Genomic DNA, 24,698 nt, shown 5'->3' on the forward strand with positions numbered 1-24,698 from the left:
GGAATTCCATGGAAATCAAGGGCAAGAAGGTCGTCGTATTCGGCGGCGCCTCCGGCATGGGCCGGGCCAGTGCCGAACTGCTTGCGGCGCGCGGCGCCGATGTCGCGGTGCTCGACCGTCCCGGTACGGCGGGCGCCGAGGTCGCCGCCGCACTCGGCGCCAGCTTCCACCCCGTCGACATCACCGACTTCGCAGCGACCGAGCAGGCACTCGCCGATGCGGTGGATTCCCTTGGCGGACTGCATGTCTCGATCACCACGGCGGGCGGCGGCAAGGCCAAGCGCACGCTCGGCAAGGAAGGTCCGCACGACCTCGAGACCTTCCGTCAGGTGCTCGACCTCAACGCCGTCGCGACCTTCAACATCAGTAGGCTCGCCGCAGTGCATATGAGCCGCAACGAACCGGAGGATCCCGAGGAGACCGGCGAACGCGGCGTCATCATCAATACTTCGTCGATCGCGGCCTTCGAAGGCCAGATCGGTCAGGTCGCCTATGGCGCCGCCAAGGCCGCCATCGCGGGTATGTGTCTCACCATGGCCCGTGATCTCGGCTCCCTCGGCATTCGGGTGCTCGCCATCGCGCCCAGCCTGTTCGACACCGGTATAACCGTCAAAATCCCGGACGAGATGCGGACGCAATTGGTCAAGGACGCCGCCTTCCCCAAGCGGCTCGGCCGTCCGGAGGAGTACGCCAAACTCGCCCTCGCCATCATCGACAACCCCATGCTCAACGGCCAGTGCCTGCGCTTGGACGCGGGCCAGCGCTTCGCCCCGAAGTGATCGCGGTTCCGAACGCGAAAGTTCAAGTCGGGCATCGCATTACGGTGCCCTGTTCGAAGGAGGACGCGATGTCCGACCACGAAGGCAAGATCGCGGTCATCACCGGAGGTGGCCGCGGCTTCGGTAAGGCATTCGGCACCGCATTGTCGGAACTGGGCGCGCACGTCGTGCTCGCCGATATCGACGGCGAGGTCGCCGGATCCGCAGCCGCGGAACTGATCGCGCAGGGCCGCAATGCGACCGGCGTGGCCTGCGATGTCGCCGACGAAGACGGCGTCGCCGCGATGATCGACGCGGTCGCCGAACGCCACGGCGGTATCGACATCCTGGTCAACAATGCGGGCCTGCACGCCGCATACAACAGACCGTTCACCGAACTCGGCCTGGCCAAGGTCCGGCGGGTATTCGATGTCAATGTTATGGGCGTGGTCAACTGCACCCTGGCGGCGCACAAGGCGATGACCGGGCGCGAGGGGGCATCGATCGTCAATATCTCGTCGTCTGCGGCCTACGCCAACCGAACCGTCTACGGCGTCTCCAAACTCGCCGTGCGCGGCCTGACCATGTCCTTCGCCCGCGAATTCGCCCCCGACGGCATTCGCGTCAACGCGATCGCACCGGGCCTGATCTTCACCGAGACCATTCGCGCCGAACTCGCTCGCGACGAGGCCGAGCGCGTCATGGGTCAGCAGATTCTGCAGCGCGAGGGCGAGGAGCGCGACATCGTCGAGGCACTGCTCTATCTGGTCTCGTCGAAGGCGTCCTTCGTCACGGGCGAAACGCTCCGCGTAACAGGCGGTTTCGCACTCTCCGTCTAGCCGAATTACGCTGCGCAGCAACGACTGTGGCAGGGTCTCGCAATGAGAATTGCGAGACCCGGCGCAGTTTCGGGTCAGCGCCCCGCCCAACGCTCGTCGACGAATCGGCGGATTTCCCCGGCCCTCTCCCGGTCCTCCGGTGCTGTCCCGAGGAACATGCCGTGCCCCGCGGCTTCGAAGACGTGCCCTGCCGGTTTCGTGCCACCCGCACGAAACCGGCAGCCTGCACCAGAGTTATGCGGTCGCAGGCTCCGCCTCGACGGTGTCCTTTTCGGCGAGTTCGGCTTCCTCGCCCTTGATCGCCTTCAGCAGTACCAGCGGCGTGGCGACCTTCCACACGAGGTAGGCGAGCGCCGGAATACCCTGGGCCAGAATGCCATTCCACGCGAACGGGCCGGTCTTGTTGAGGAATACGAAGGCGCCCGAGATGAGCAGTACACCCAGGAGCATGCTCAGGTGCGCGTACCAGCGCGGGAAAATCGGCTTGGCGCGCTGGTCGAAGTAGGAAGCGAATCCGATCGACCAGACCTGCAGGACGAAGATACAGGCATTGCCCACATACATCAGCCAGAAAATGTCGGTCATCGCGGACAGCACATCGGGGGAATGGCTTTCGGGCCGGTATGCGGCCGCGGCCAGAATCGCCAAGGGGTAGAAGAAACCGGTCGGCGCGACCACACCGGTGGTCAGCTGGACCATCGATAGCCAGCCCCAGCCGCCTTCGACCCGCTTCATCTGCATGCTGGTCACGACCACGTACGGATATTCGAATGGCACCGTCAGCACCATGATGGCCACACACAGCAGAATTCCGTGCTGGTTTTCCACGAGGAAGTCGACGATCTCGCCCTGGCTCATCGTCGGACTCATGGGTGATAGCAAATGGCCGACCCCGTAGGCGGTCAGCATGAGTACGAGAACCAGGAATCCGCTCCACGCCGACCAGCGTTGCAATCTGAAATAGACCGACTTTTTCATCTACGGATCTCCTTCGATCTGTTCACTCGTCGCGAGCAATTCCGTCCAGAGGACGAAAGCTCCACCAGTGTGATGACCCGCACATTCGACTGGCGGCGAACTTCCGCAGAGCGGGACGGCCGAACCGCCGCCGCGGCGGCCACGGCGGGTATTCCCGTTGAGCGGCAGCCGCGTGCGAATCCGAGGTGTGCGGCTGGAGTACGCGGTGCTCGAGGCGCAGGATTACCGCATGGACAACGATGTAGCCGAGGCGGTACACGGGCTGCTGCCGGAACTGGCCGAACGCGCGGCCCAGGTCGACGTGACCGGCGAAATTCCGGAACAGACGATGAGGGACCTGATCGCCACCGGGGTCTTTCGGCTGCTGCAACCGAAATGGACCGGCGGCCTGGAGGCCGATCCGAATCAGTTCTACGACGTGGTCCGAATGATCGCGGGCACCTGCGGCTCCACCGGGTGGGTGACCTCGGTACTCGGAGTCGTTCCGTGGCATATGGCGCTTTTCGACGAACGCGCACAACGCGAGGTGTGGTCCGATAACCCGAATGCGCTGATCTGTCCGTCCTATGCGCCGGTCGGCCGGTTGACGCCGGTCGAAGGTGGCTATGAACTCAGTGGACATTGGCGCTTCGCATCCGGCAGCGCGCATGCGTCATGGGCAGTACTCGGCGGCACTGTTTACGCGGACAACGGTGATCCGGTGGATATCGTGTCCGCGCTGGTACCGCGCGCGGACTACCGCATCGATAGGGTGTGGGACGCCGTCGGCCTGCGCGGCACGGGCAGCCATGATCTGCACATCGATCGTATTTTCGTCCCGGAATATCGAACGACGCGCAATTACGACGTCACCCATCGTCGTGGTCCCGGCCAGAAACTGAATACCGGCCCGCTGTATCGCATGCCGTTCGGCACGATGTACAGCTATTCGGTCACCGCGCCGATGATCGGCTTGGCCGAAGGCTGTCTGGAGAAATTCCTCACGCGCATGCGCAATCTCAACCGACCGAGTTTCGGCGGCGGCGGTCTCAGCACGGACCGGTCCGTGCAGATCGCCGTCGCACGTGCCGAATCCGATGTCGACGCCGCCGTCCTGCAGCTGCACCGGAACCTGCACGATCTGTACGAGCGGGCGCGCCGCCGCGAGGACATTTCGATGGAGCTACGACTGCGCGGCCGCCGGGATCAGGTATGCGGCACCGAGCGCGCGATCACCGCGATCGATCTGGTTTTCCAGGCCGCGGGCGGTATGTCACGACGTCGCGGCAATCCGATCGAAAGAGCCTGGCGGGACGCGCATACGGGCAGCATCCACGCCGGTAACGACGTCGAATCGTCACTGGCGCTGTGCGGCCGCGGCGCGTTCGGGTTGTACGTCGACGAAATGCTGGTCTGAACAGACGGCGACCCCGATGGCCTGCCCTGCCATCGGGGTCGCCGAATTGCGCACTGCCACACCGGGTTCAGGTGATTACCACCCGACGAGCCGCTCCAATACCAGCGGCGCGCTCGCGAGATAGTCGCCGTACCCGCCGCGGAAGAACAGCAGCGGAGTACGCACCGACTCCACCCGTAGTTCGTGCACCTGCCCGACGACCAGGACGTGATCACCGATCTCGACGATCTGGGCAACGGTGCAGTCCACCCACGCGACAACGCCATCCAATACCGGATTGCCCAATGCGGACGACTGCCACGGCACGCCCTCGAACCGGTCGCCGCTCCTGGACGCCATTCGCCGCGACACGTGTTCCTGGTTGCCCGCCAACGCATTTGCGCAGAACCGCCCGGTCTCGCGGATGCGTCGCAGGGTGGTGGAAGATGTGTCCACCAGGAACGACACCAGGGGCGGGTCGAGCGAGACGGAGGTGAACGTCCCGACGATGAACCCGTGCGGGCGCCGATCGTCGTCGAGTGTGGTGATCGCGACCACGCTCGTGGGGAAATGGCCGAGCACATCCCGGAAGTGGCGCGCGTTGATCGCCACGACCGTCTCCTGCATCGATCGGATCTCGTTCATGATCGGTCCTCCCTACCGCGCTCGCGTCAGACCATCACGATCATCGACGGCGGCAGCTCGAGCCCCATCTTGACCAGGGAATTCGCATGGTAGGCCGTACCGGGGACGTGGATCATGTGCTGCAGTGCCATATGCGCGTCACGCCAGTACCGCTGGATCGGGTTACTACGCCGACCGGCGTTTCCACCGGAGCGTGCGAAGATCTCGTCCAATGCCGAAACCGCCCGCCAGGCACAGCGGACCTGATTGCGCCGGATATTCGACCGATCCTCCAGCGTGACCGGCTTTCCGGCCTCCACCTGGTCGTAGAGCCGACTGACGCCTTCGATCAACTGAATCCGCGAGGCCTCGATCTCCGAAGCCGCTTCGCCCGCGGCGTAGAGCGTGTACGGATCGTCGCGCACCTGGACACCGGTCACCGCGACGCGGTCGCGCTGTTGGGCCAGGTGCACGGCCAGTCCGCCCTCGCAGATCCCGATGACCGCGGCGGTGAGCCCGAGCGGGAACATGGTGGTGAAGGGCAGCTTGTACACCGTATCGGTGAGCCCGCGCTTCTCGGCCGCCGCACCCTGCATGATCTCGTCCTGGACGATGACGTGGTAGTCGGGCAGGAACGCCCCCTCGATCACGACGTCCTTACTGCCGGTGCCGCACAGGCCGACCACGTCCCAGGAATCGTCGATGATCTTGTAGTCCGCGCGGGGAACGACCACATGCAACACGGTCGGCGGCCCGGCGGGCTTGCCGGTGCCGTCACCGAGCAGTGCGCCGAGGAAGACCCAGTCGCAGTGGTCGGTGCCCGAGGAGAACGGCCAGCGCCCGGTGAGCCGGTAACCGCCGTCGACCGGATCGGCGACGCCCATCGGCATATAGGGCGAGGCGATCCAGGTGTCCTGGTTCTCGCCCCAAACCTCTTGCGGCAGACGGGGATCCATCTGCGCCATCTCCCACGGATGAACGCCGACGACGCCGCACACCCAGCCCGCGGCGGGGTCGTGCTGGGCGACCGCCATCACGGCTTCGGCGAAGTCGCGCGGGTGCGCTTCATAACCGCCGAACTCCTTGGGCTGCAGCAGCCGGATCACCCCGGCCGAACGCAGCAGTTGGGCGGTCTTGTCGCTCAGCTTGCCGAGCTTCTCGTTCTCCTCGGCGAGTGCGGCCAGTTCCGGCCCCAGCTCCTCGACACGTTGGACTACTTCGTGTGCCACGACGCACACCTCCTACTTACTGGGAAACTACAGGTGCCGCCGCGATGGCCACCGAAAGTGCCGATCTGGCGAGGGGATTGGGTCATTGTGATTCCTTGGTCCATTCGGTCACCACGGACTTTCCGCTCACTGGAAAGACGCATGGTGCGCCGGAGTCGAGTGGACTACGTGGCGGACGGTTTGCGGGTGAGGAATTCGATCGCCACCCGCTCGAAATCGGACTTGCGCTCGATCTGCACCCAATGCCCGCAGCGGGCGAAGGTGTGCAGTTCGACATCGGGCAGCCAGCGGTTCGCGAAGTGCGCCTGGTCGTAGGGCAGCATCCGGTCGTCGCGGCCCCACAGCATCAGCGTCGGGGTCGTGATGGTGGCGGCCTTGGTCCACAGCGGCGTATACGTCTGACGCAGCTTCGGATCGAACATCGAACCGAAGATCACCTTCATCCGATCTACCACGCCCTCGGCGGTGGCATTGCGCATGCGTTCGTCGACGAGTTCGTCGGTGATCAGCGCGGGGTTGAAGACCATCGCCTTGATCCAGGCGATCATGCGGTCGCGGGTGGGATCGCCGAGGAATTCGAACAGCCGCTGAAAGCCCTCGCTGGGGTCGGTCTGGAAGATGCCGACCGAAAGTCCGCCGGAGCCCATGATGGCCATCCGGCGCACCCGTTCAGGATGCAGCGCGGCCAGTTCTGCCACTACCGCTCCGCCCATGGAGTTGCCGATGAACACCGCGGAATCGATGCCGAGGTGATCCATCAGCCGCGCGATTCGCTTCGCGGCGACCACCGGGTAGATCTCGTCGAGTTCGGGAAGCGCGCTACTGCCGAAGCCCGGCAGGTCGGGCGCGATCACCCGGAACTGCTCGCCGAAGACCGGCAGATTGTGCTGAAAGTTCGACCAGGCGCTGACGCCGGGCCCCGAACCGTGCAACAGAATCAGCGGCTCACCCTCGCCCACCTCGTGGTAGTTGACGGTGAGCCCATCGACGTCAGCGGTCCGCTGCGTCATTTCAGGCCCGCGGACGGCGAGGTGGTGAGGAATCCGGCGCCGGGGCCGACGTCGAGGACATCGCCGTACCAGGTCTGGCCGTACATCAGCTCGGGCACCTTCCACTCGAGCGCCTGCCAATCCGGATCCATGATCAAATACCCGCCGGAGTAGAGCTCGACGCGGTGACCGGAGCCGGGATCGTGGATGTAGAGGTACATGGCCTGACCGATGCCGTGCTTGCCCGGACCGTGCCCGAAGTCGATCTCGAGATCACGGATCTCGTCCGCGGCCCGCAGAATGTCGTGGTAGTTCTCGATATTGAAGGCGATGTGGTGGAACCGCGCCTTCGCGTCCTCCGCGTTCACACCGATCGCGATGTCGTGCACCTGCGGGGTCACCGACAGCCAGGAAGCCATGATGGTCTCCGGGAACTGCGGGATCATCGCGAACTCACGGCGCTTGAAGCCCAGCGCTTCGCGCAGCCACTGCTCGGACTGATTCACCGTGCTCGCGCTGGTCTGCACATTGAGATGGTCGAGGCGGCGCACGCCGAAACCGCGACGGCGCGAGCTGTTGCTCAGCAGCTTCGAGCGTAATTCCGGTGGGGCAACCGGCTTTTCGATGTCGTAGTACAGCTCGAACGGGTGCTCACTGCCCGGCACCAGGAAGCGGATCGCGGTGCCGCGGCCGAGTTCGTGCCCGGCGGGCAGTTCGATCGACTCGATCTCCTGCTGCTCGAGCTGCTTGTGGAAGAGCTCGACGTCCTGCGGGCGCTGGACCCGGAAACTGTAGGTGTTCACCGTGGCCTCGTCCTGCTGGGTCAGCACGAGCGAGTGGTGGGTGAGCTCCTGGTAGCCGCGCAGGTAGGCCACACCGTCGTCGGTCTGCGCGACGACCTCCATGCCGAGCAGGTCGCGGAAGAACCCCAGCGAACGCTCCAGGTCCGTCGTGCCGAGATTGATGCCACCGGCATGGGCGATCTGCGGGCCGGGATCGTAGTCGTGGGAAAGAGTCATGCAAGCTCTCCTTGAAATCGATTGACGGCCAGGAACGCTAATTCGTGTGGCGCGCGCCACCAGGAGAATTTCCGCCCACCGGAAGCCGCGCGGTCGCCGTGGCCGGAGCAGGCACCCCTTCCGCACAGCGGAAACCGATCCCGGCCCGATTGCCGCAGCCCCCACACTCAGGAGATCCACGCCCCGGGTGACCCAGGTCACTGGGCGGGCGATGGCAGGAGATTCGCGGTCTGGAAGCAAGGAGATACTCATGCCCGCTGACGAGGAAACCTACGACGTCGTGGTCGTCGGGTCCGGAGGAGGGCTGGTCGGCGCCTACGCCGCCGCGTCTCGTGGCCTGCGCACGCTCGTCATCGAGAAGACCGACCGCCTCGGCGGCACAACCGCCTATTCCGGTGCGGGACTGTGGTTTCCGGGCAGTGCCCCGCTGCGCCGCGCGGGCGTCGAGAACGATGTCGAAACGGTGCGCGGCTACCTCCGCGAGATCGTCGACGACCCGTCCCGCGAAGCCCTGCAAGACGCCTACCTGCGCACCGGGCCGATACTGATCGACGAACTCGAGCAGAACCCGCGGTTCGGGTCCTTCTTCTACCAGCCCGTGCCCGACTACTTCGCGGAGAAGCCGGGCGCGACGGTCGCGGGCAACACCATCTTCCCGGCCGAGATCGACGCCGCCGAACTCGGTGATCTCGCCCCGCTGATCCGCGACCTGCTGCCCATCGAGATCTGGGGCGGAGAGCCGGCACCCGTGCTCACCGGCGGCCGCGCGCTCATAGCGCGAACGCTGAAGGCGTTCCTGGAGACCGGGAACGGCTCCTACAAGCTCGAGACCGCGCTCGAGAGCCTGATCGTCGAGGGCGACCGAGTGGTCGGCGTGGAGGCGGTCAGCAAGGGCGAGCGGGTCCGGATTCGCGCTACCCGCGGCGTCATCCTCGCCGCGGGCGGATTCGAGCGCAATCGCGAGCTGCGCGAGAAGCACAAGGTCGCCCCGTACCACGGTGACTGGTCCGATGGCGCTCCTGGGAACACCGGCGACGCGCTGCAGGCTGCCGTCGCGATCGGAGCGGCCACCGAGTTGCTGGACCAAGCGTGGTACATCCCCGGTCTCATGCAACCCGGCGGACGACCGGTCTTCCACACCGGTAGCCGCAGCGGCATCTGGGTCAACAGCGCGGGCGAGCGCTTCATGAACGAACTGCTGCCCTACGACCGGGCCGGGCGCGAGATGCTGCGTCTGCACAAGGAGACCGGCGTCGCGCACACTCCGTGCCACTGGATCTTCGATCAGCGCCACATCGACCGGGACAGCTTCGGTGGCGACCCGGCCGTGCCGCCCCGCCCGGAGTGGTTCGAATCGGGTGCGCTGCGCAAGGCCGACACCATCGAGGAGTTGGCCGATCTCATCGCCGTGCCCGCCGAGAACCTCCGTAAGTCGATCGAGGAGTTCAATTCCTATGCCGACAAGGGGGTCGACGAGAAGTTCCACCGTGGCGAGACCGCCTGGGACCAGATGACCCAGTACGTCATCGGGTTCCCCGCCGGACCCGTGATGAACTACGTGCAGCCCCTCGACAACGGCTACCCGAACCCGCTCGTGGCGCCGATCGACACTCCGCCCTACTACACCGCCACCATCGCACTCGCCGACATCGGCACCAAGGGTGGTGTGAAGACCGACGAGCACGCTCGCGTGCTGCGCGAGGACGGCGAGCCGATCGCGGGCCTGTACGCGAGCGGTAACACGATGGCCGCCATGTCCGGCCGGGTGTACCCGGGCGCCGGGACACCGGTCGGGTCGTCTCTCGTCTTCTCCTACCTCGCGGCACTCGACCTCGCGGGCGCCGCCGAATGACAGGCTCGATACCCGAGATTGCTTGAGCACGAGCAATATTCAGTAGCCTGAGGCTCGGCCGGAAGCACCCATTTCCGGCTGAGCCCAGGAACGCCCGGCGGCGAGTAACAGCCGGGAGGCAGATCAGTATCCTCTTTGTTCCAAAAAGTTCTCTGTACCGATCTGTATAAATTTCGGCGATTTCCGCCGATCCGGCGCCTTCGCGTGTTTAGACTGGCCGCTGAAGTACGAGTCCGGCCAAGTTAGGAGGCGCTGAGATGACCTCGATGTTGAGGATCAGTGAAGCTGCCGACGCCGCAGAGCAGTCTGCGTTATCCCCCTCGCTCGTGGAACGCATGACACTGATCATGGAATCGTTCGGGGGCGCCCAGACGCGCCTCACGCTCGAGGAGGTCAGCGGCCGGACCAACATACCCCGGTCCTCGACCCACCGCATCCTGAAACATCTCGTTCAGCTGCGCTGGCTCGAGCGCGACGGCCGGGAGTACGGCCTCGGATCCCTAGCATTGGGTCTCGGCGGTCGAGAAGACGGCCACAACGCATTGCGTGCCGCGGCCTTCCCACTACTGCACGCGCTGGCGGTGCGCACCGAGATGGTCGTGCACCTGGCCGTACTGGATGGCACCGAGGTCTACTACCTGGATAAATTCGGCGGCCGGGCCGCGGTGGAGATTCCATCACGGGTCGGTGGCCGCGCCCCCGCGCACTGCACGGCCATCGGCAAAAGCATGCTCGCCTGGTTGTCACCCGAGCGGGTCGACAAACAGTTCAAGGGCGCGATCCAGCGGCGAACCGCCCGAAGCATCAGCGATATCGGCATCCTGCATCAGGAATTGAGCCGGATCCGCGGGCGCAACGGCCTGGCCTTCGAGCGCGGCGAATGTTATTCGCATATCGCCTGTGTCGGTGCGGCGGTGCGCGGTCCGGACGGGCCGATCGGCGCGATATCCATCGTCTGCGACGCCCAGGCCGCACTCGAACGACTGGCGCCGTTGGTCGCCAATACCGCGCACGCGATATCCGAGAAGTTGTTCGGCGTCACACCGCAGCCGGACCGGCCACGCCATATACCTGCCACGCCACGGATCGCCTTGCCCAGCGAAGCGCTCGGCGAGCTGGTCGCCATGGGCGAGCGAGGCGCGTGGTTCTGAGATAGCGAACTGCCCCGCATCACGACGGTGCGGGGTCGTCGAATTCCCTTATTCTGCTTGCGTTTTCGGCCGCCAACTCACGGCGAGCAGAATCGCCGCGCCGCCGACGCCACCGATTACCGCGACGGCCAATCCGAGACCACCGTCGAGCGTCGTATCGATGCCGAGCGCGCTATCGAGCGAGGCCGTGCCCGGCCCGATGGCCGCGATACAACCGGCTACCACAGCGAGCATCAGCACATACTCGTAGCCGTCCTTGAATACGAAGAAGCCGTTCTTCCGATGCGCGATGACCGCGGCCACCGCCATGCTGCCGACGATGAACGCCGCCGCGGGCGCGGTGAGTAGCCCGGCCGCGAAGGCGATTCCGGCCGCCAACTCCCCGGCACCGCTCAATATCGCGTGCACCCGGGGCGGCCGCAGTCCCATCGAGGCGAACCACCCCGCCGTACCGGCCACACCACCCGGGCCGAACAGGTGGTTATAGCCGTGCGCGGCCATGGTCAGCCCGACCACCAGCCGGAGTACCAGGATCGCGGCATCGATCATCGTCATGCGAAAAGAGACTCCTCATTGTCGGGATCTGGCTAAGAGGTCCACAGCCGCGCACAGGGCAGCGGAAGCAGCCCCTCGTCGAGCTCGGTATCAATGTCGACATCCACGCCCAATCCGCGCACGGCCGCAGCGAAACACTCGGCGGCCTCCCGCGCCGCACGATACTGCAGCGTGGGGTGCCCGTGAAAATGCACTCGGATGCGGCAATCGTCACCACACGGGCGAGACCGGCGCAGCGAAATCGGGTTCCATTCGGGCTGGCATACGAGCGCCGTCGGTGAATTGTGTCGAGCCATTGTCGTGTCCTCGCCATGCAACACATCGATGTGTCCACTCCTCGCACGCGATGACCGGCGAATGAGTGACAGCCAGATTTAGTGCACTCAATATAGCCTCTGCGGCCGACCCAAGACGAACGACTGTGATCCACGCCACAAATGTTTTCCCGAGCTACTGCCGCCCGGTACCGGCGGGCAGCAACTGCGTCAGAAATGTCAGCGGCGTCCGGCGCAGCGCCGGATCGGTACCGATGAGCGCGACGACGGCGGGCTCGATGGCAGTTCCGGCATCAGCCGCCAACCGCGGCAGGCCGAGTTCAGCGCACTGCGCCAATACCGGATCCAGCACCGCGACAGCCTCTTCCAAACGGCCCGCGCTCGCCAGGCAGCACGCCAACAGCAGTCGCGCCTCCAATAGCGCCCGCGGGCGGCGCTGGTGTTCGAGGCCACGGACCAACCGCTCGGCCAGTACGGTGGCGGTCTCGATGCTTCCAGCCGAGCGATCCGCCAATAGCAGCCGGATCGCCGAATCCCACTGGATTTCCGAGGTCAGGATGGTGATCCCGTCGCCTTCGGCGCGGTAGGGCTCCAGTCGCTCGAGTGCGGCGACCTCGTCCGCGGCGATGGGCAGGCCGAGGCGGACCCGTTCGTTGACAATGCGCGCGGCCAACCGGGGCAGCGCGAGATTGTGCGCCATCTTCGCCCCCTCGGCGAGCCGCTCCCGCGCTGCCTCGAGATCGCCACGCAGTGCCGCGATTCGCGTGCCGATGCCATAGGTCGCCGACATGAATTCGACGGCACCACCTTCGGGCCCCGCCTTGACGCTCTCGTCGAGCAGCCCCTTGGCCTCGTCGATGTCGCCCCGCCAATAACACAGTGCACCGAGCAAGGCGCCCGTCATGCGCGTGATGTAGGAATAGCGGCCGGTCTCCAGTGCCAGCGCCCGAGCGGTTTCCAGATGCGCCTGCGCCGCCGCGATATCGAGTTGTTCGAAGGCAGCCACACCGGTCAGGCCGTAGCTGTGCAGCAAGCCGGTCGGTCCCTTGACCCGGGCCCGATGCGGCGCCACCCACCGCTGCCACCGGTACACCTCGTCGAAGTCGAACCGATAGAGGGCGGCGGCCGATCCAACGCCCGCCGCGATGGTCGCGATGAATGGGTTGACCTCCGTCTCGAGCCGATGCGCGACGAGCTCCGGCATTTCCGCGACTCGGTCGGAGGTGAGTCGGCACGCGGCACGCGCCAGCGCGGCCTCGACATGGAGATCGGTGATGTCGTCCATATCCGGCTGACCAGCACCCGGCACCGCGTCGGCCCGATCCAACGCCGCCTCGGCTGGCACCGGCCGCTGCAGCGAGATATTCGCCCATGCCACGAACAGTTGTAGACGCGCACTCGATACCGCGACCGCGGTCGGCAGTTTCGCGACCAGCCCGAGCAGCGTGGCCGTGCGGGCACTCTCGAGCAGTTCCGTCGCGCGATCCTCGATCAATCGCAGCGCACCCACCGAATCATGCGCGGCCAGTGCATGATCCACCGCCTCGTTCAACATCGCGTGATCGGCGAACCAGTCGGCCGCGATGCGATGCAGCCGCAGGCATCGGTCGGGATCCTGTTCGGCGAGCCTGCGACGCAGGAAGTCGCCGAACATACGGTGATAGCGGAACCACTCGAATTCGCCGCCGATATTGTCCAGGGAGTCGACATTGCGCAGGAACAGATCTCGGGCCTTGACCTGCTGCAACAGCTGCGCAGCCGCAGGGCCCGACAGTGCTTCGGCCAGTCCGGCACAGATTTTTTCGGTGATCGAGGTCGCCAGCAGAAAGTCGAGCAGCTCCGGATCCAGCGTATCGAGCACGTTTTCTACGAGGTATTCGCCGATCGCCTGATTTCGGCCCGAGAGTTGATCGATGAATCCGGCGGGGTCACGGCTACCGCGCAGCGACAGCGAGGCGAGTTGTAATGCCGCGATCCAGCCTTCGGTCGAGTCGAGCAGTTCGGCGACCTGCGATCGGTCCAGCCTCAGCCGATTGATATCGAGCAAGAACGCCGCCGACTCGGCATCGTCGAACCGCAGGTCGTCGGAATCTATTTCGACCAGTTCGTCACCGACCCGCATCCGGCTGAGCGGCAATCCCGCCCGCGTTCGGCCGGTGACGATCACCCGCAGGTGATGACATCCGTTATCCAGCAGGAATTCCATGGCGGCGCGGGTACCGGCATCGGTGACCAGGTTCCAGTCATCGATGACGACGGCGATCGGCGCACCGCTGTCGTGCACTTCATCGATGAGCGATGCCAGCACGTAGCGAGTGGCATCGCTGGAACGCTCCTCCAGCATTGTCACCAGCCCGCCGGCCAGATCCGGGCGCGCTCGGCGAATCGCCTCGACCAAGTGGGCGAGGAACCAGACGACATTGTTGTCGTCGTGGTCGATCGTCAACCAGCCGACCGACATCCCTTGTGCGGTAAGCACATCGCGCCACTGCGCGGCCAGCGTGCTCTTGCCGAAGCCCGGCGGCGCGTGGATGAGCAGTAGTCGACGATTGCCGCCCTCCTGCAGTTTGCGCAGCAGCCGCGGCCGGTCCACCAGGGGACGGGCCGAGGTCGGCGGGCGATATTTGGTCGACGGGACCGGCGGTGGCGCCGTGGTGCGCGGGCCGGTCCCACGCTGTGCGGGAACCATTATCGGACCGGACCGCGGCTGCTGCGCGTCCGCGGGCACCGCCATGGCGTCCACATCGAGCCCACTATGGCGTTGGACATCGCGCAGCAGATATCCGAATTCGACTGCCGTACGCGGTCTTCGATCCGGATCGGTGGCCATCGCCGCTTCGATCGCGGCGCGGAGTTCGGCGGGAACATCGACTTCGCCCAGGTCTGGCCCGGGAGTCGAGGTGACTCGGACGAAATGCGCGAGCACGGCCTCACCAGTGCGGCGTTCGACGGCCGCGTGCCCGGTCAGCAGGGTGAACAAAGTGGCGCCGAGGCTGTAGATGTCCGCAACCGCGCTCGGCGGCGTGCCCCGCAGCACCTCGGGTGCGGTGAATGCCGGTGTGCCGGTGATGCGTCCGTCGGAGGTTTCGAATCCACCGCCGATATGCGCGATGCCGAAGTCCGCCAGTTGCGGCTCTCCGTAGTCGGTCACCAAGATGTTCGCGGGCTTCACATCACGGTGCAATGTGCCTGCGGCATGCGCCGCGGCCAGCGCCCCGGCGATCTTCACGCCGATCGACAGCAACTCCTGCCACGGCAGCGGGCCCGTCGCGCGCAATCGCGCATCCAGCGAACCGCGCGAATGGAACGGCATGACGATGAACGGGCGGCCGTCGGCGGTCACATCGGCCTGGTGGACCGCAACGATATTGGGGTGGCCCGAGAGTCGGCCGAGCGCGTGCTGCTCGCGGACGAAGCGCTCGCGTTCGTCGCCGGTGATCTCCGAGGTCAGCACCTTGACCGCGACGGTGCGATCGAGCGAGCGCTCCAGACACCGGTAGACGACCCCGAAACCTCCGCGACCGATCTCCTCGGCATCCTCGAATCCGGCGGCGGTCAGTTCCGCGACGATTCCGAACTGGATATCGCGCTGGGTGCGGTCGCTCTCGGAATCGGGCATGGCGAATCGGCTAATCGACCGTCGTCGATGCGTGCGAACCCCCGAAGCCGCAATGTCGGAACATACGATCACCTCTCGAGGCTGAACTGCCGACCCCGACCTGCCGATCATAGTCGTGAAAGCCGAGCTCGGGTCGGGTTGGCGAGGCTGTCTCGGGATTACGGAAAGCGGCTACCGACGCGAAGACCGGGCATACTCGAGGTCATCCCGCTCACCGGGATCCAACCGAGCCCGCTAGTGGGCATCGCTATCGTTCGATATTCGTCACAAACTGACAATATCGGTTCGAAGGGCGTACGGAACAGGGCACTGCGCACGAGTCCGACCTGGTGAACGCTGACGGGCTGGTCGAAGAGGTCTCGATCGACGGTATGTGCGGCGTCTACTGACCCGAATACACCAGCTCACCGGCCACGATGGTCGCCGAGACGAGCTCGGCATCGATGTGGTGTGCGGCCTGATCCGGCGGCACCGACAGCAATGTCAAGTCAGCGACCGCGCCTGGTGTGATCCGGCGCGGTGTCGCCGGGGTGTCGGATGCGCCGAAGAACAGTGACAGCGCTGCGAGGAGCGACACTCCTTCCGCGGCATGGAATTCCGGCGGGCGATGTACCGCGGCACGCAGTACCGACCACGGATCGGGCGCGCCGAATGGCGCATCGGATCCGGCTGCGACCCCTACCCCGGCATCGAGCAGCGAACGCAGACGCCAGAGATCCGGCAGATCCTCGGCGGGCACCTCGGCGCGGTACTGCTCGGCTCGTTCAACCACGAAATGCGGTTGGGTGACGACCGAAATATGCTGTCCGCGTAGCCAATCCAGTGATTCGTACGGGATCACCGCGCCGTGTTCGATCCGGTCCCCCGCGCGCACACCGGCCGAATCCAGTGCGGCCATGGTCAAGATGAACTGCACCCGCGTGACGCAGTGCACCGCGACTGACCGGCCTGCCGCATGAATCACGCGCAGCCGGTCGGCGAATTCATCGAAGGCAGGCAGATCGAAATCATCGAGCACGATCTTGGTTGGGCCCAACGTGAAACGTGCGCCGTCGGGCTCGGACACTTCGGGAGGAGCCATGCAGTGCACGCGCTGGACAATCCGCCCGGCGTCGACCGTCTCGGCCAATTGGTCGATATCGGCCTGTGCGAGTCCCGGGGTCGCGTCGGTGAATCCGGTGATGCCCATTGCCGCCGCAGCCACGCTGACGGCGGCCAGATCCGTTGTGCGCGAGTCGATTCGTTCCCCCAGCCAGGAGTCCAGTCGGCGCAATCGCCCGGTCGGCCGACCGGTCTCGTCGCGTTCCACACCCGGTGCATCATTACTGTCCAGGTCGACCAGGTCGCACGCCATCGAGTTGAGCTGCCACAGCACACCCGTGCGGTGCTGTACGCGCACAGGACGGTGCGGGACTATCCGATCGAGCGCCGCGCGATCGAGGGGTCCGGCTACCGACTCGTGGTAGCCGGTGCCACGAATCCACTTGCCCGGCTTCAGCTTTCGATCAATCTCCCGTAGTCGCGCCGCAAGCTCCGTTGCGGTGCGCACCTGCGGTGGGCCCAGCGGAACGGATTCGTAGGTCGCCGCGAGTGAACGCAGGTGAATGTGGTGGTCGTGCAGTCCGGGCAACAACCAGCCACCGGCTGCGTTGATCTCGTCCTCACCTGGCAGGCGAACCAATCCGGTTGCGCATTCGACGATGACACCGCCGCGAGTGCGCACGTCCATCCGACCGGAACCGAATACCTCGGCGTCACGAATCAGCATGGGGAACAATATATTTCGTTCATGTCCCGCCACCCAGGCGCGGTACCCGCGGGCGCAGCACCCGTTGCGAACGACCGTATCGCGCGCATTCGACAACCCAATCCGCGCCATCGGCGAGTACTCGATGCGGTCCATGGGTGAGCGCGGGGGCCGCAGCAAAGGCGGCGGCGGTGGCCCGCATGGACAGATCAATCAGCTGTCCTCCGCCACCCAGAACGGCACAGCACACCGCAAGGGCAGCACAGATTCCGGTAAGTGGATCGGCGATGGCGTCACCGCAGAACACCGGCTCAGCCCCGTCCCAGCCGACCAGCCCGCCCGCCACCGCGGCGTCATCGCCGAACGCCACCCGCATCGGCTCGGCGCGACCATACCCCGTAAGGCTCAGCCAGACCTGCCCGTCGCGATGCACGCGCTCCCCGGGAGCCAGTCCCAGTTCTGCCAGTGCCCGCGGCCGGGATGCCTCGATCACCACATCCGCGGTGGATATGAGCTCGCGCAGTTTGGCCTGCCCTTCGGGCGTATGGAAGTCGACGGCGAGCTGTTCGTGCCCGTCGTGGAGCCAATCGAAGAACCGGGGATCACCACGGCGTGCGCCATCCGGACGTCGGGTGCTTTCTACCTTGATGACCCGCGCCCCGGCGCGCCCGAGCAGGTGGGCACACAGCGGCCCCGCCCACATCGAGGACAGGTCCACGACCACCGCCCCGTCGAGCCGTGCTCCGACGACCGGTTCGGCGATCCGCCTTGTCTGCCAGGGGGATTGGGGACCCGGCGTCGCGGACGGTGCGGCTGATGGTCCCGCGACAGGACGTACCGCGTCATCGGGCAAATCACTGACAGGGGGCGCAGCAGCAGGCGGCGCAGCAGCGGGACGCGCGTCGGCCGGGCGCCTGGCCGCAGACAGCGCAGCGGCAGGGGGCGCGGCGCCAGGGCGTACGTCAGCGGGAGGACGTGCGTCGGCCGGGCGGACGTCAGCAGGGCGGACGTCAGCAGGGCGGACGTCAGCAGGGCGGACGGCGGCAGACGGCGCAGCGGCGGGGTCCACGGCAGCGGGCACCGCGGCGGCAGAGTCCGCGTCGACGGGCACCGCGGCGGGGCGCGCACCAGCGGACGCGGCGGCAGGGGGCGCGGCGCTAGGGAGCGGGTCGGCAGGAAGTGCGGCGGCGGGGCGCGCAGCGGCAGACAGCTCGGTAGCGGCAGGGGGCGCGGCGGCAGGGGGCGCAGCGCTAGGGAGCGGGTCGGCAGGAAGTGCGGCGGCGGGGCGCGTGGCGGCAGGGGGCGCGGCGGCAGGGTGGACAGCGGAGGGTAGCGCGGCGGCGGGAACGCCGAGTAGCTGTGCTCGGTCGGCGAGGTCGGTTGCGGTCCACTCGCGGGCGGCTTCGGTGAGTGTTTCCCAGGGATCGTCGGGCACCGAATCCACGCCGAGGATCGCAGGTATCGAGTCGATGTCGTCTTGGCGGCTCAAGGTGATCGCGCACCAGCCGTCCGAGGTTCGCAGTAATCGACCGGCGCCGCCTGCCGTTTGCTGACCGGCGCGTCGTAGGTTCAGGAGTCCGGCTCGGCCGGTCAGTAACAGCCCTGGGTCGGCTCGGACTTCGGAGCCGACCTCTGCGGTGATTCGCGCCAGGGCCTCGGCAGTCTCGAGGAGTAGTCCGTACGCCGCTGCGGGAGAAAGGGCGGGGGCGCTGTCGCGGCGTCCGGTCAGATCCATGCCGCCGGATGCGGCCCAGGCGAGCGCGGCGCACTCCGGCTGCGTTTCGAGCGGGCGCGACAGGACATCGGACGGGCACAGCGAGCACACCCAATCCCGCAGCACCGCTGCCGTAGCCGAGGTACCCGTTGCGATCACCTCCTCGTCCGTTCGACCGCATCGACCATGCCCCATTCCAACGCGGCCGCCGCCGCCAACCGCTGTTCGGTCAGCATCAACCAGGCGGCGCGCCAGCGACCGATCCGTCGCGGCACGCTGACGGTACCGCCCGCTCCCGGCACCAGGCCCATTCGCACTTCCGGGAATGCGAAGTAGGTGTCGGGGGCAGCGATCACCGTGCCCGCGAAGGCGGCGACCTCCGCGCCCGCCCCGATGCAGGCGCCGTGGGCGCGCACCGTGACGCGCTCCCGAATGCGGTCGATGATCCGCCATGGCGCCCGGTCCAGCCGGACCAGGTACGCGGCCACCAGATCCGTCGCTGTACCGAATTCGTCCAGATCACCGCCGCTGCTGAAAACCGGTCCCGCGCCGTTGATTTCGACTGTGGTGAGCGTGGGGTCGAGGTCCGCCAGGCGCACCGCCTCCAGCAGCTCCTCACGCAGCCGCATGCTGAGTGCGTTGCGGCGTTGCGGGTGATCCAGCGTGATCGTCAGGCGCTCGTCGTCGCGGGAGGTCCGGACCAATGGATGCGATGGTGGTTCGACCGTGCGCGGCGCGCCGCGCTCGACCAGCCAACGCTCGAATTCGGTGCCGCCGAGGAGCATCGAGTACACCGCCGCCTCCGCCGCCAGCGCGGGCACGGTCGGCAATCGCACCGTCTGGCGCAGCAGCTGCCCGCAGGCAACGGCCGCGCGCGGTGAACGCCGCACCGCCGCCCGTAACAGATCGAGCGCGGCATCGACACCGTCCACCACGACGGCCTGCGGCAGCGAACTCGCCGTGGCATCCGTCGCGACGGTAAGTGTGGCCGCCTCCAGCAGCGGCGCAAGGCCCGGTGTCACAGGGCCGCGCAGCACCCCGATCACCAGCGGTAGTGCCTGATTCATCCGTTCGATGGTCCGGGCGATTCGGTCCGGTGTTTCTGTGCCGAATGCGTCCAGCGAGACCACCACCATGGGTGCGGTCGGAGTTCCGTCCGCGGTGAGTTCCACCGCGAACTCGTCGAACAGATCGATCTCCGAATCCGGCATAGCTAAAAACTAACCGTGCCGGCGAGACGGGCCAACTGCATCGACGCTCCAGTGGCCATGGCCGCATTCGACCGGAAAGAGTATACCTAATCTGGTTAGATTAGCTCAGATCCGATCTCGACCCGGAAGGCCGACAATGCCCGACCAGCCCGATGTCCTCGTGGAACGAACCGACGCGATCGTGCGGCTGACCCTCAACCGCCCCGAACGGCTCAACGCCCTCAACACCGACATGATGAACGAGGCCGCGGCGGTCATCGAAAAACTCGGCGACGATTCGACTGTTCGGGTATTCGTGCTGACCGGCAACGGGCGGGCCTTCAGTTCGGGAGCGGATCTTTCCAACTCGGCCAGCAACGGTCCACAGGTCGCGACCCTCGATGCGGCGAACCGATTGATCCGCGCCCTGCGCGCCGCACCACAACCCGTGCTCGCCGCGATCAACGGCCCTGCCGTCGGCGTCGGCTGCTCACTGGCCCTGGCCGCGGATATCACCGTCGCCCGCGAATCCGCCTATCTCCTGCTCGCCTTCGCCAATATCGGCCTGATGCCCGATGGCGGCGCTACCGCTCTGGTCCCGAGTCTGATCGGATATGCCCGCGCCGCACGCATGGCCATGCTGGCCGAGCGCATTCCCGCACCGGTGGCGGCCGAATGGGGCTTGATCGGCCAGTTCGTGCCCGATGACGACTACGATGCCGAAATCGCAAGGCTGACAACCAAGCTCGCCGATGGGCCGACGGCGGCATATACCCGCACCAAGCGCGCGTTCAATGCGATGGCCCTCGCCCAACTGGAGCAGGCACTCGATCTGGAGCGCGAAGGCCAGTCCGCTCTCTTCGAGACCGCTGATGTCGCCGAGGGCATCGCGGCGTTCAAAGCCAAACGCGTGCCGGGCTTCATCGGCCGCTGATTACCCGAGAGCGGTGCTCGTCGCCGTCGGCTACCGCTGACCACGAAGAGGCAGCGCGGAGAAGACGTGGTCGCGCCACAGACTTCGGGAGGTTTCCTCTGGATAAGGGGCGACCGAAGGGTGCACATCGAGGATATGGGTCAGACGCTGCTCGGGATCATAAGCGGCCCAACCTGGTTCGCCCGTCCTGGCGAACCCGCTCCAGCGCGCACGGATATAGGCCGACAGTTCCCGCGCTTCGGCCGACGGTTCGGGACCGAGCAGCAGCGGGCCGAGCTGGGCACCGAAGGCGGCGAACAACAGCGGTCCGTCGAGCCCGTGGCAGGCGCGCAGGACACCGCCGTTTCCGGGTGCGGGCCAGGTCAGCTCGTACATATAGGCTCGGCCACCGCCTGCGGCCTGGGCATCGGCCAAGTGCAGCGCGGGCATCCGGAACAGCCAGTCCGTCTGAACCAGTTCGAACAGTTCCTCCGGTCCGGCGCAGGGGAATGCCGTACGGTACGCGTCCGCACCGTCGGATCCCGGGCCGAACACCTGCAGCGCACCGGCCGCCTGCGTGTCATCGATCGTGCCGAGTTGGCCGCCGAGGGCGAGGAACAGCCGGAATTCGTCCCGGTTGTGCCCAATGACCACCGTGACGTCGCGGGCAGAGCCGCCGGCGAGCGCTTGCCACGGCGCCTTCGGCAGTACCTCGCCGTCGACCACGGGCGAGAACGCGGTAATAGTGTGGGCCACCGCACCCCATCGCTCGTACTGCCGCATCGATGCGCCGACTTCGGCTCCCGCGTCGGTCAACTGCCGTGGATCCACACCCGACAGGTCCGCCACCGTCGGTCGCAGGCCGACGTGCGCGGCGATGGCCCTCGCGATATCGGTGCCGAGCTCATCGGAGAAAAAGGTGCCCGGCATGCTCTGCAGGATCGCTTGCCGAAACAGTCCGGCCGCCCTCGGCATGGCGAGCAGCGCCGCGATGGACCCTGCCCCAGCGGATTCCCCGCAGACGGTGACCTGATCGGGATCCCCGCCGAATGCGGTGATGTTCTCCCGCACCCACTCGAGGGCGGCGACTTGGTCGAGCAGACCGCGGTTGGCTGGTGCGCCGTCGATGTGCGCGAAGCCCTCGATACCGACCCGGTAGTTCAGCGTGACGACAACGAGGTCGCCGTCCCGCGCGATGTGTTGCGCGTCGTAGCCGGGACTGCCGGAGAAACCGAGCTTGTATGCGCCGCCGTAGATCCACACCAGCACCGGCCGACGTGCAGCCGGATCGGGATCGGGTGTCCAGACGTTCACCGTGAGCCAGTCGTCGCCGTCCGGCAGCGCGACAGTGCCGGAGCGGTTGCCGAACGAGGTTTCCTGCGGCGGCGGTGGGCCGAATTCGAAGGCGTCCCGGACACCGTCCCACTTCGCGACCGGCTGCGGTGCCGCGAAGCGCGCGGTACCGATCGGTGGTTGCGCGAAAGGGATCCCACGGAAGACGACCACGTCGTGCTCCCGTCGACCACGGACCGACCCCGCGGCGGTGCGCACTGTGGGCTCGGCGTGTTCGGACGGTCGCGCCGTAACTTCGGTCATTCACAGTCCTTGTCGATCGGACGGGAGAGTAGTTCTCGAATTTAAGAATGCTATTTCGCAGGTCGATGGCCCACCAGCGTCGTTCCCGTCCAGCGGGAGCACACTGCGGCTCACTCGTAGGTGACGACCACCTTTTCCGCCGCGCCCGGGGTGAGGGCCAATTCGAAGGCCTTCTGCACGTCGGAGAAGGGCACCTGGTGACTGATGAGCCGGGCGAAGCGGTCGGCGTGCTCGGCGATTTCGGAAGTCACTTCGAAGATCTCGGAGGGGTAGCCCTGGGAGCCGATGATGGTCATCTCATTACGCAGGATGGCACCCAGGTCGATCGGTTCGGGCCGCTTGTGCACGGCGACGGTAACCAGCTTGGCACCCCACTTGCCGTTGGCGAGTGCGGTATTGACGACAGCGGCGACGCCTGCCGCATCGATGTAGATGTCGGTGTCGGGGCGCGGTGCGCCGAGGGCATTGCGACCGTGACCGTGCAGTTCACCGAGACGGGCAGCGACATCCTCGGTGGCGGAGTTGATGACCGCGTCGGCCCCGACCGCGAGCGCGGTGTCGAGCCTCGAGGCAATCACGTCGGCGACGACGACGTGCTCGACACCGCGCAGCTTCAGCCAGATCACCGCACCCAGCCCGATCGGGCCCGCACCGAAGACGATCGCCTTATCACCGGGCTCGGCCTCGGAGCGGTTCACCGCATGCCGCGATACAGCCATCGGCTCGTTGAGCGCGGCCACGGCGAAGGGCACGGAATCCGGCACGATGGCGACGCTGGAGCCGACCTCGGCATTCTCGATGAGCAGATATTCGCTCATACCGCCCAGCGGTCCGCCGCAACCGATGATGCCCGACGGGGCGGCCTGCGGATTGACCACGACGTGATCACCCACTCGCAGTCCGGTGACGTCCGCGCCGACCTCGACGATCTCGCCTGCGGGTTCGTGGCCGAGCACCACCGGCCGCATCTGGTCCGGCGTCAGAGCCTCGGCCTTGACTTGTGGCCCGAGCACCTTGGGCATACCACCCATGTGCACGAAAGTCGCGTCGGTACCGCAGATTCCGCACGCCCGGATCCGCACCAGCACATCCGCGGGGCCGGGCGTCGGGAGCTGCTGCTCGACCACCGTGACCGCGCCTGGTGTGCTGGTCTGAACCGACTTCATCGTTGCCATGCTGGCTGTCCTCTCTGGATATCGGCTCGGTGCGAGGCCGACGGGTTCGTTGAGATCAACAATGCCGTCGCCGCAGGAGGGAGCCCAGGGGAGTGCGGTCCCGAAATGATGGTGTACCTGGGTACACCACCACCCCGTAACTCAGGTCGATCGCTGGGCGAGCACTTTTCGGATTCAGTCGTCGGTCTCGATCACAGACCGGAACCGACCTACCGACCCGCGAGCCGCCGCACCGGCGAGTTCGCGGATGGCGAGCGGCGGGGAACGACGACACCCCGGGTCTCGAGGAACCAGCGCGGTCGCGGCACCGGCGGGGCGATCATCGGAGCACAGCCGGTGAACGCCCCGCTGGTAACTGCGTGCGGGGATTACGAATGGGCGGGAGCCGCAGGTGCATCGGTGGCGTGCTGAGCCTGCAGCTGGTTGTACTTCTGCGTTCCGGCAGCGAGACCGACCGGGATGGCCAGGGCGAGACCGCCGACCGTGGCTCCGAAGCCGCCCACCGCGACCGCACCGATCAGGCAGGTCGCCGCGAGCGCGGGGACCGTCAGCGTGCCCGCCGACATGAGCGTCATCAGGGTGCCGCCGGTCGCCATGCCGAACGGACAGCCCACCACCGCGCCGATCACCGAACCCACCGCGGAACCCACCGCGAAGGCGGCACCCATATGCGGATTCGCAGCCTCGACAGCCTGGTTGAAGTTCGACATGGGGTCACCCGCCACCGGCGCCGCGGCCGCGGTGACCGGAAGCGCCGCAGGTGTGGCGCTCGAGTCGGGGACAGCCGGTGCCGAAGTGGCGTCGTCCTGAATGGGAGCTCCGGCGACCGTCCGGCCCGTGGCATCACGGACATCGAATTGGCCCTGTTGCATGACTACAGTGCCGAACGGCGTACTGAGCACCGACTTTCCGGTGGCGAGATCGTCGCTGAAATGCACGCCGGGCGCTACGTCCGTGGTGACGGATTGATTCTGCTGGGCATCGACGGCGACCGTGGTATCCGCGTCGGCGCGCGCGGTACCAGCGGCGATCGCGACCGCTGCCGCGGTCAAGGTGGTGACGGCCACGCCACGAGTCTTGAGGTTCATTGTCATCTATCT

At 66.5% G+C, this 24,698-nt stretch carries 19 protein-coding genes and 1 pseudogene; 7 read left to right on the plus strand and 13 right to left on the minus strand.

What is annotated here, in order from left to right; translation table 11 throughout:
* Window positions 1-8: 8 nt before the first annotated feature.
* Both AB0J47_RS09645 and AB0J47_RS09650 read left to right on the plus strand, forming a co-directional pair.
* Window positions 9-779: an SDR family NAD(P)-dependent oxidoreductase gene (locus AB0J47_RS09645; RefSeq protein WP_364342664.1), complete on the plus strand. Its 771-nt coding sequence runs from the start codon at window positions 9-11 to the stop codon at window positions 777-779.
* 68 nt (window positions 780-847) lie between these two features.
* On the plus strand, window positions 848-1,597 hold the full coding sequence (locus AB0J47_RS09650; RefSeq protein WP_364342667.1) for a glucose 1-dehydrogenase: 750 nt from the start codon (window positions 848-850) through the stop codon (window positions 1,595-1,597).
* 234 nt (window positions 1,598-1,831) lie between these two features.
* On the opposite strand, the gene AB0J47_RS09655 is transcribed toward AB0J47_RS09650, so the two are convergent.
* Entirely contained in the window at window positions 1,832-2,575 is a 744-nt protein-coding gene (locus AB0J47_RS09655; protein WP_364342670.1) for a hypothetical protein, read from the minus strand.
* A 229-nt stretch (window positions 2,576-2,804) separates the two neighbouring features.
* Here AB0J47_RS09655 and hsaA point away from each other — a divergent pair, with 229 nt between their 5' ends.
* The gene (gene hsaA / locus AB0J47_RS09660; protein WP_364343087.1) at window positions 2,805-3,971 is read left to right on the plus strand and encodes a 3-hydroxy-9,10-secoandrosta-1,3,5(10)-triene-9,17-dione monooxygenase oxygenase subunit; all 1,167 of its coding nucleotides are present in this window, start codon (window positions 2,805-2,807) and stop codon (window positions 3,969-3,971) included.
* Between the two features lie 75 nt (window positions 3,972-4,046).
* Here hsaA and AB0J47_RS09665 read toward each other — a convergent pair whose 3' ends face one another.
* From AB0J47_RS09665 to AB0J47_RS09680, 4 genes are all read right to left on the minus strand, one after another.
* Window positions 4,047-4,595, minus strand: coding sequence for a flavin reductase family protein (locus AB0J47_RS09665; protein WP_364342673.1), 549 nt, complete (start codon window positions 4,593-4,595; stop codon window positions 4,047-4,049).
* 26 nt (window positions 4,596-4,621) lie between these two features.
* Window positions 4,622-5,803 carry a hydroxylase gene (locus AB0J47_RS09670; RefSeq protein WP_364342676.1) on the minus strand — a complete coding sequence of 394 codons (1,182 nt, stop codon included), beginning with the start codon at window positions 5,801-5,803 and terminating at the stop codon, window positions 4,622-4,624.
* Between the two features lie 164 nt (window positions 5,804-5,967).
* A complete protein-coding gene (locus AB0J47_RS09675) occupies window positions 5,968-6,813 on the minus strand; it encodes an alpha/beta fold hydrolase (RefSeq protein WP_364342679.1) in 846 nt (281 codons plus the stop codon).
* Window positions 6,810-7,811 (minus strand): VOC family protein, encoded by a 1,002-nt coding sequence (locus tag AB0J47_RS09680; RefSeq protein WP_364342682.1) that lies wholly within the window; start codon window positions 7,809-7,811, stop codon window positions 6,810-6,812. The genes AB0J47_RS09675 and AB0J47_RS09680 overlap by 4 nt, the downstream gene beginning before the upstream one ends.
* 250 nt (window positions 7,812-8,061) lie before the next feature.
* Between AB0J47_RS09680 and AB0J47_RS09685 the strand changes: the two genes are divergently transcribed.
* Window positions 8,062-9,663 carry an FAD-dependent oxidoreductase gene (locus tag AB0J47_RS09685; RefSeq protein ID WP_364342685.1) on the plus strand — a complete coding sequence of 534 codons (1,602 nt, stop codon included), beginning with the start codon at window positions 8,062-8,064 and terminating at the stop codon, window positions 9,661-9,663.
* A 257-nt stretch (window positions 9,664-9,920) separates the two neighbouring features.
* Window positions 9,921-10,814 (plus strand): IclR family transcriptional regulator, encoded by an 894-nt coding sequence (locus AB0J47_RS09690; protein ID WP_364342688.1) that lies wholly within the window; start codon window positions 9,921-9,923, stop codon window positions 10,812-10,814.
* A 48-nt stretch (window positions 10,815-10,862) separates the two neighbouring features.
* Here AB0J47_RS09690 and AB0J47_RS09695 read toward each other — a convergent pair whose 3' ends face one another.
* Window positions 10,863-11,369: a DoxX family protein gene (locus AB0J47_RS09695; protein WP_364342692.1), complete on the minus strand. Its 507-nt coding sequence runs from the start codon at window positions 11,367-11,369 to the stop codon at window positions 10,863-10,865.
* Between the two features lie 450 nt (window positions 11,370-11,819).
* Window positions 11,820-15,263, minus strand: a complete 3,444-nt coding sequence (locus AB0J47_RS09700) for a protein kinase (RefSeq protein WP_364342695.1) — start codon at window positions 15,261-15,263, stop codon at window positions 11,820-11,822.
* Between the two features lie 317 nt (window positions 15,264-15,580).
* On the opposite strand from AB0J47_RS09700, the pseudogene mftA reads away from it, so the two are divergent.
* A pseudogene (gene mftA, locus AB0J47_RS09705) lies at window positions 15,581-15,652 on the plus strand (mycofactocin precursor MftA); the annotation flags it as partial.
* Here mftA and AB0J47_RS09710 read toward each other — a convergent pair.
* Genes AB0J47_RS09710 through AB0J47_RS09720 form a run of 3 tightly spaced genes read right to left on the minus strand, consistent with a single transcriptional unit; the run spans window position 15,646 to window position 19,935 of the window.
* The gene (locus AB0J47_RS09710) at window positions 15,646-17,031 is read right to left on the minus strand and encodes an amidohydrolase family protein (RefSeq protein ID WP_364342698.1); all 1,386 of its coding nucleotides are present in this window, start codon (window positions 17,029-17,031) and stop codon (window positions 15,646-15,648) included. The pseudogene mftA and the gene AB0J47_RS09710 overlap by 7 nt on opposite strands.
* Before the next feature lie 19 nt (window positions 17,032-17,050).
* Complete coding sequence (locus tag AB0J47_RS09715; protein ID WP_364342701.1) at window positions 17,051-18,883, minus strand: CoA transferase; 1,833 nt, start codon at window positions 18,881-18,883, stop codon at window positions 17,051-17,053.
* Window positions 18,880-19,935, minus strand: a complete 1,056-nt coding sequence (locus tag AB0J47_RS09720) for an enoyl-CoA hydratase/isomerase family protein (RefSeq protein ID WP_364342704.1) — start codon at window positions 19,933-19,935, stop codon at window positions 18,880-18,882. Before AB0J47_RS09720 ends, AB0J47_RS09715 begins: the two co-directional genes overlap by 4 nt.
* Window positions 19,936-20,071: 136 nt before the next feature.
* Between AB0J47_RS09720 and AB0J47_RS09725 the strand changes: the two genes are divergently transcribed.
* Window positions 20,072-20,848: an enoyl-CoA hydratase gene (locus AB0J47_RS09725; RefSeq protein WP_364342707.1), complete on the plus strand. Its 777-nt coding sequence runs from the start codon at window positions 20,072-20,074 to the stop codon at window positions 20,846-20,848.
* A gap of 30 nt (window positions 20,849-20,878) precedes the next feature.
* On the opposite strand, the gene AB0J47_RS09730 is transcribed toward AB0J47_RS09725, so the two are convergent.
* The 3 genes from AB0J47_RS09730 to AB0J47_RS09740 form a co-directional block, all read right to left on the minus strand.
* Window positions 20,879-22,423 (minus strand): carboxylesterase family protein, encoded by a 1,545-nt coding sequence (locus AB0J47_RS09730; protein ID WP_364342710.1) that lies wholly within the window; start codon window positions 22,421-22,423, stop codon window positions 20,879-20,881.
* A 110-nt stretch (window positions 22,424-22,533) separates the two neighbouring features.
* Window positions 22,534-23,589, minus strand: a complete 1,056-nt coding sequence (locus AB0J47_RS09735) for a zinc-binding dehydrogenase (protein WP_364343090.1) — start codon at window positions 23,587-23,589, stop codon at window positions 22,534-22,536.
* A 377-nt stretch (window positions 23,590-23,966) separates the two neighbouring features.
* The gene (locus AB0J47_RS09740) at window positions 23,967-24,692 is read right to left on the minus strand and encodes a hypothetical protein (protein WP_364342713.1); all 726 of its coding nucleotides are present in this window, start codon (window positions 24,690-24,692) and stop codon (window positions 23,967-23,969) included.
* Between the last annotated feature and the right edge of the window lie 6 nt (window positions 24,693-24,698).

Source organism: Nocardia sp. NPDC049737 (assembly GCF_040674755.1).
Taxonomy (GTDB): domain Bacteria; phylum Actinomycetota; class Actinomycetes; order Mycobacteriales; family Mycobacteriaceae; genus Nocardia.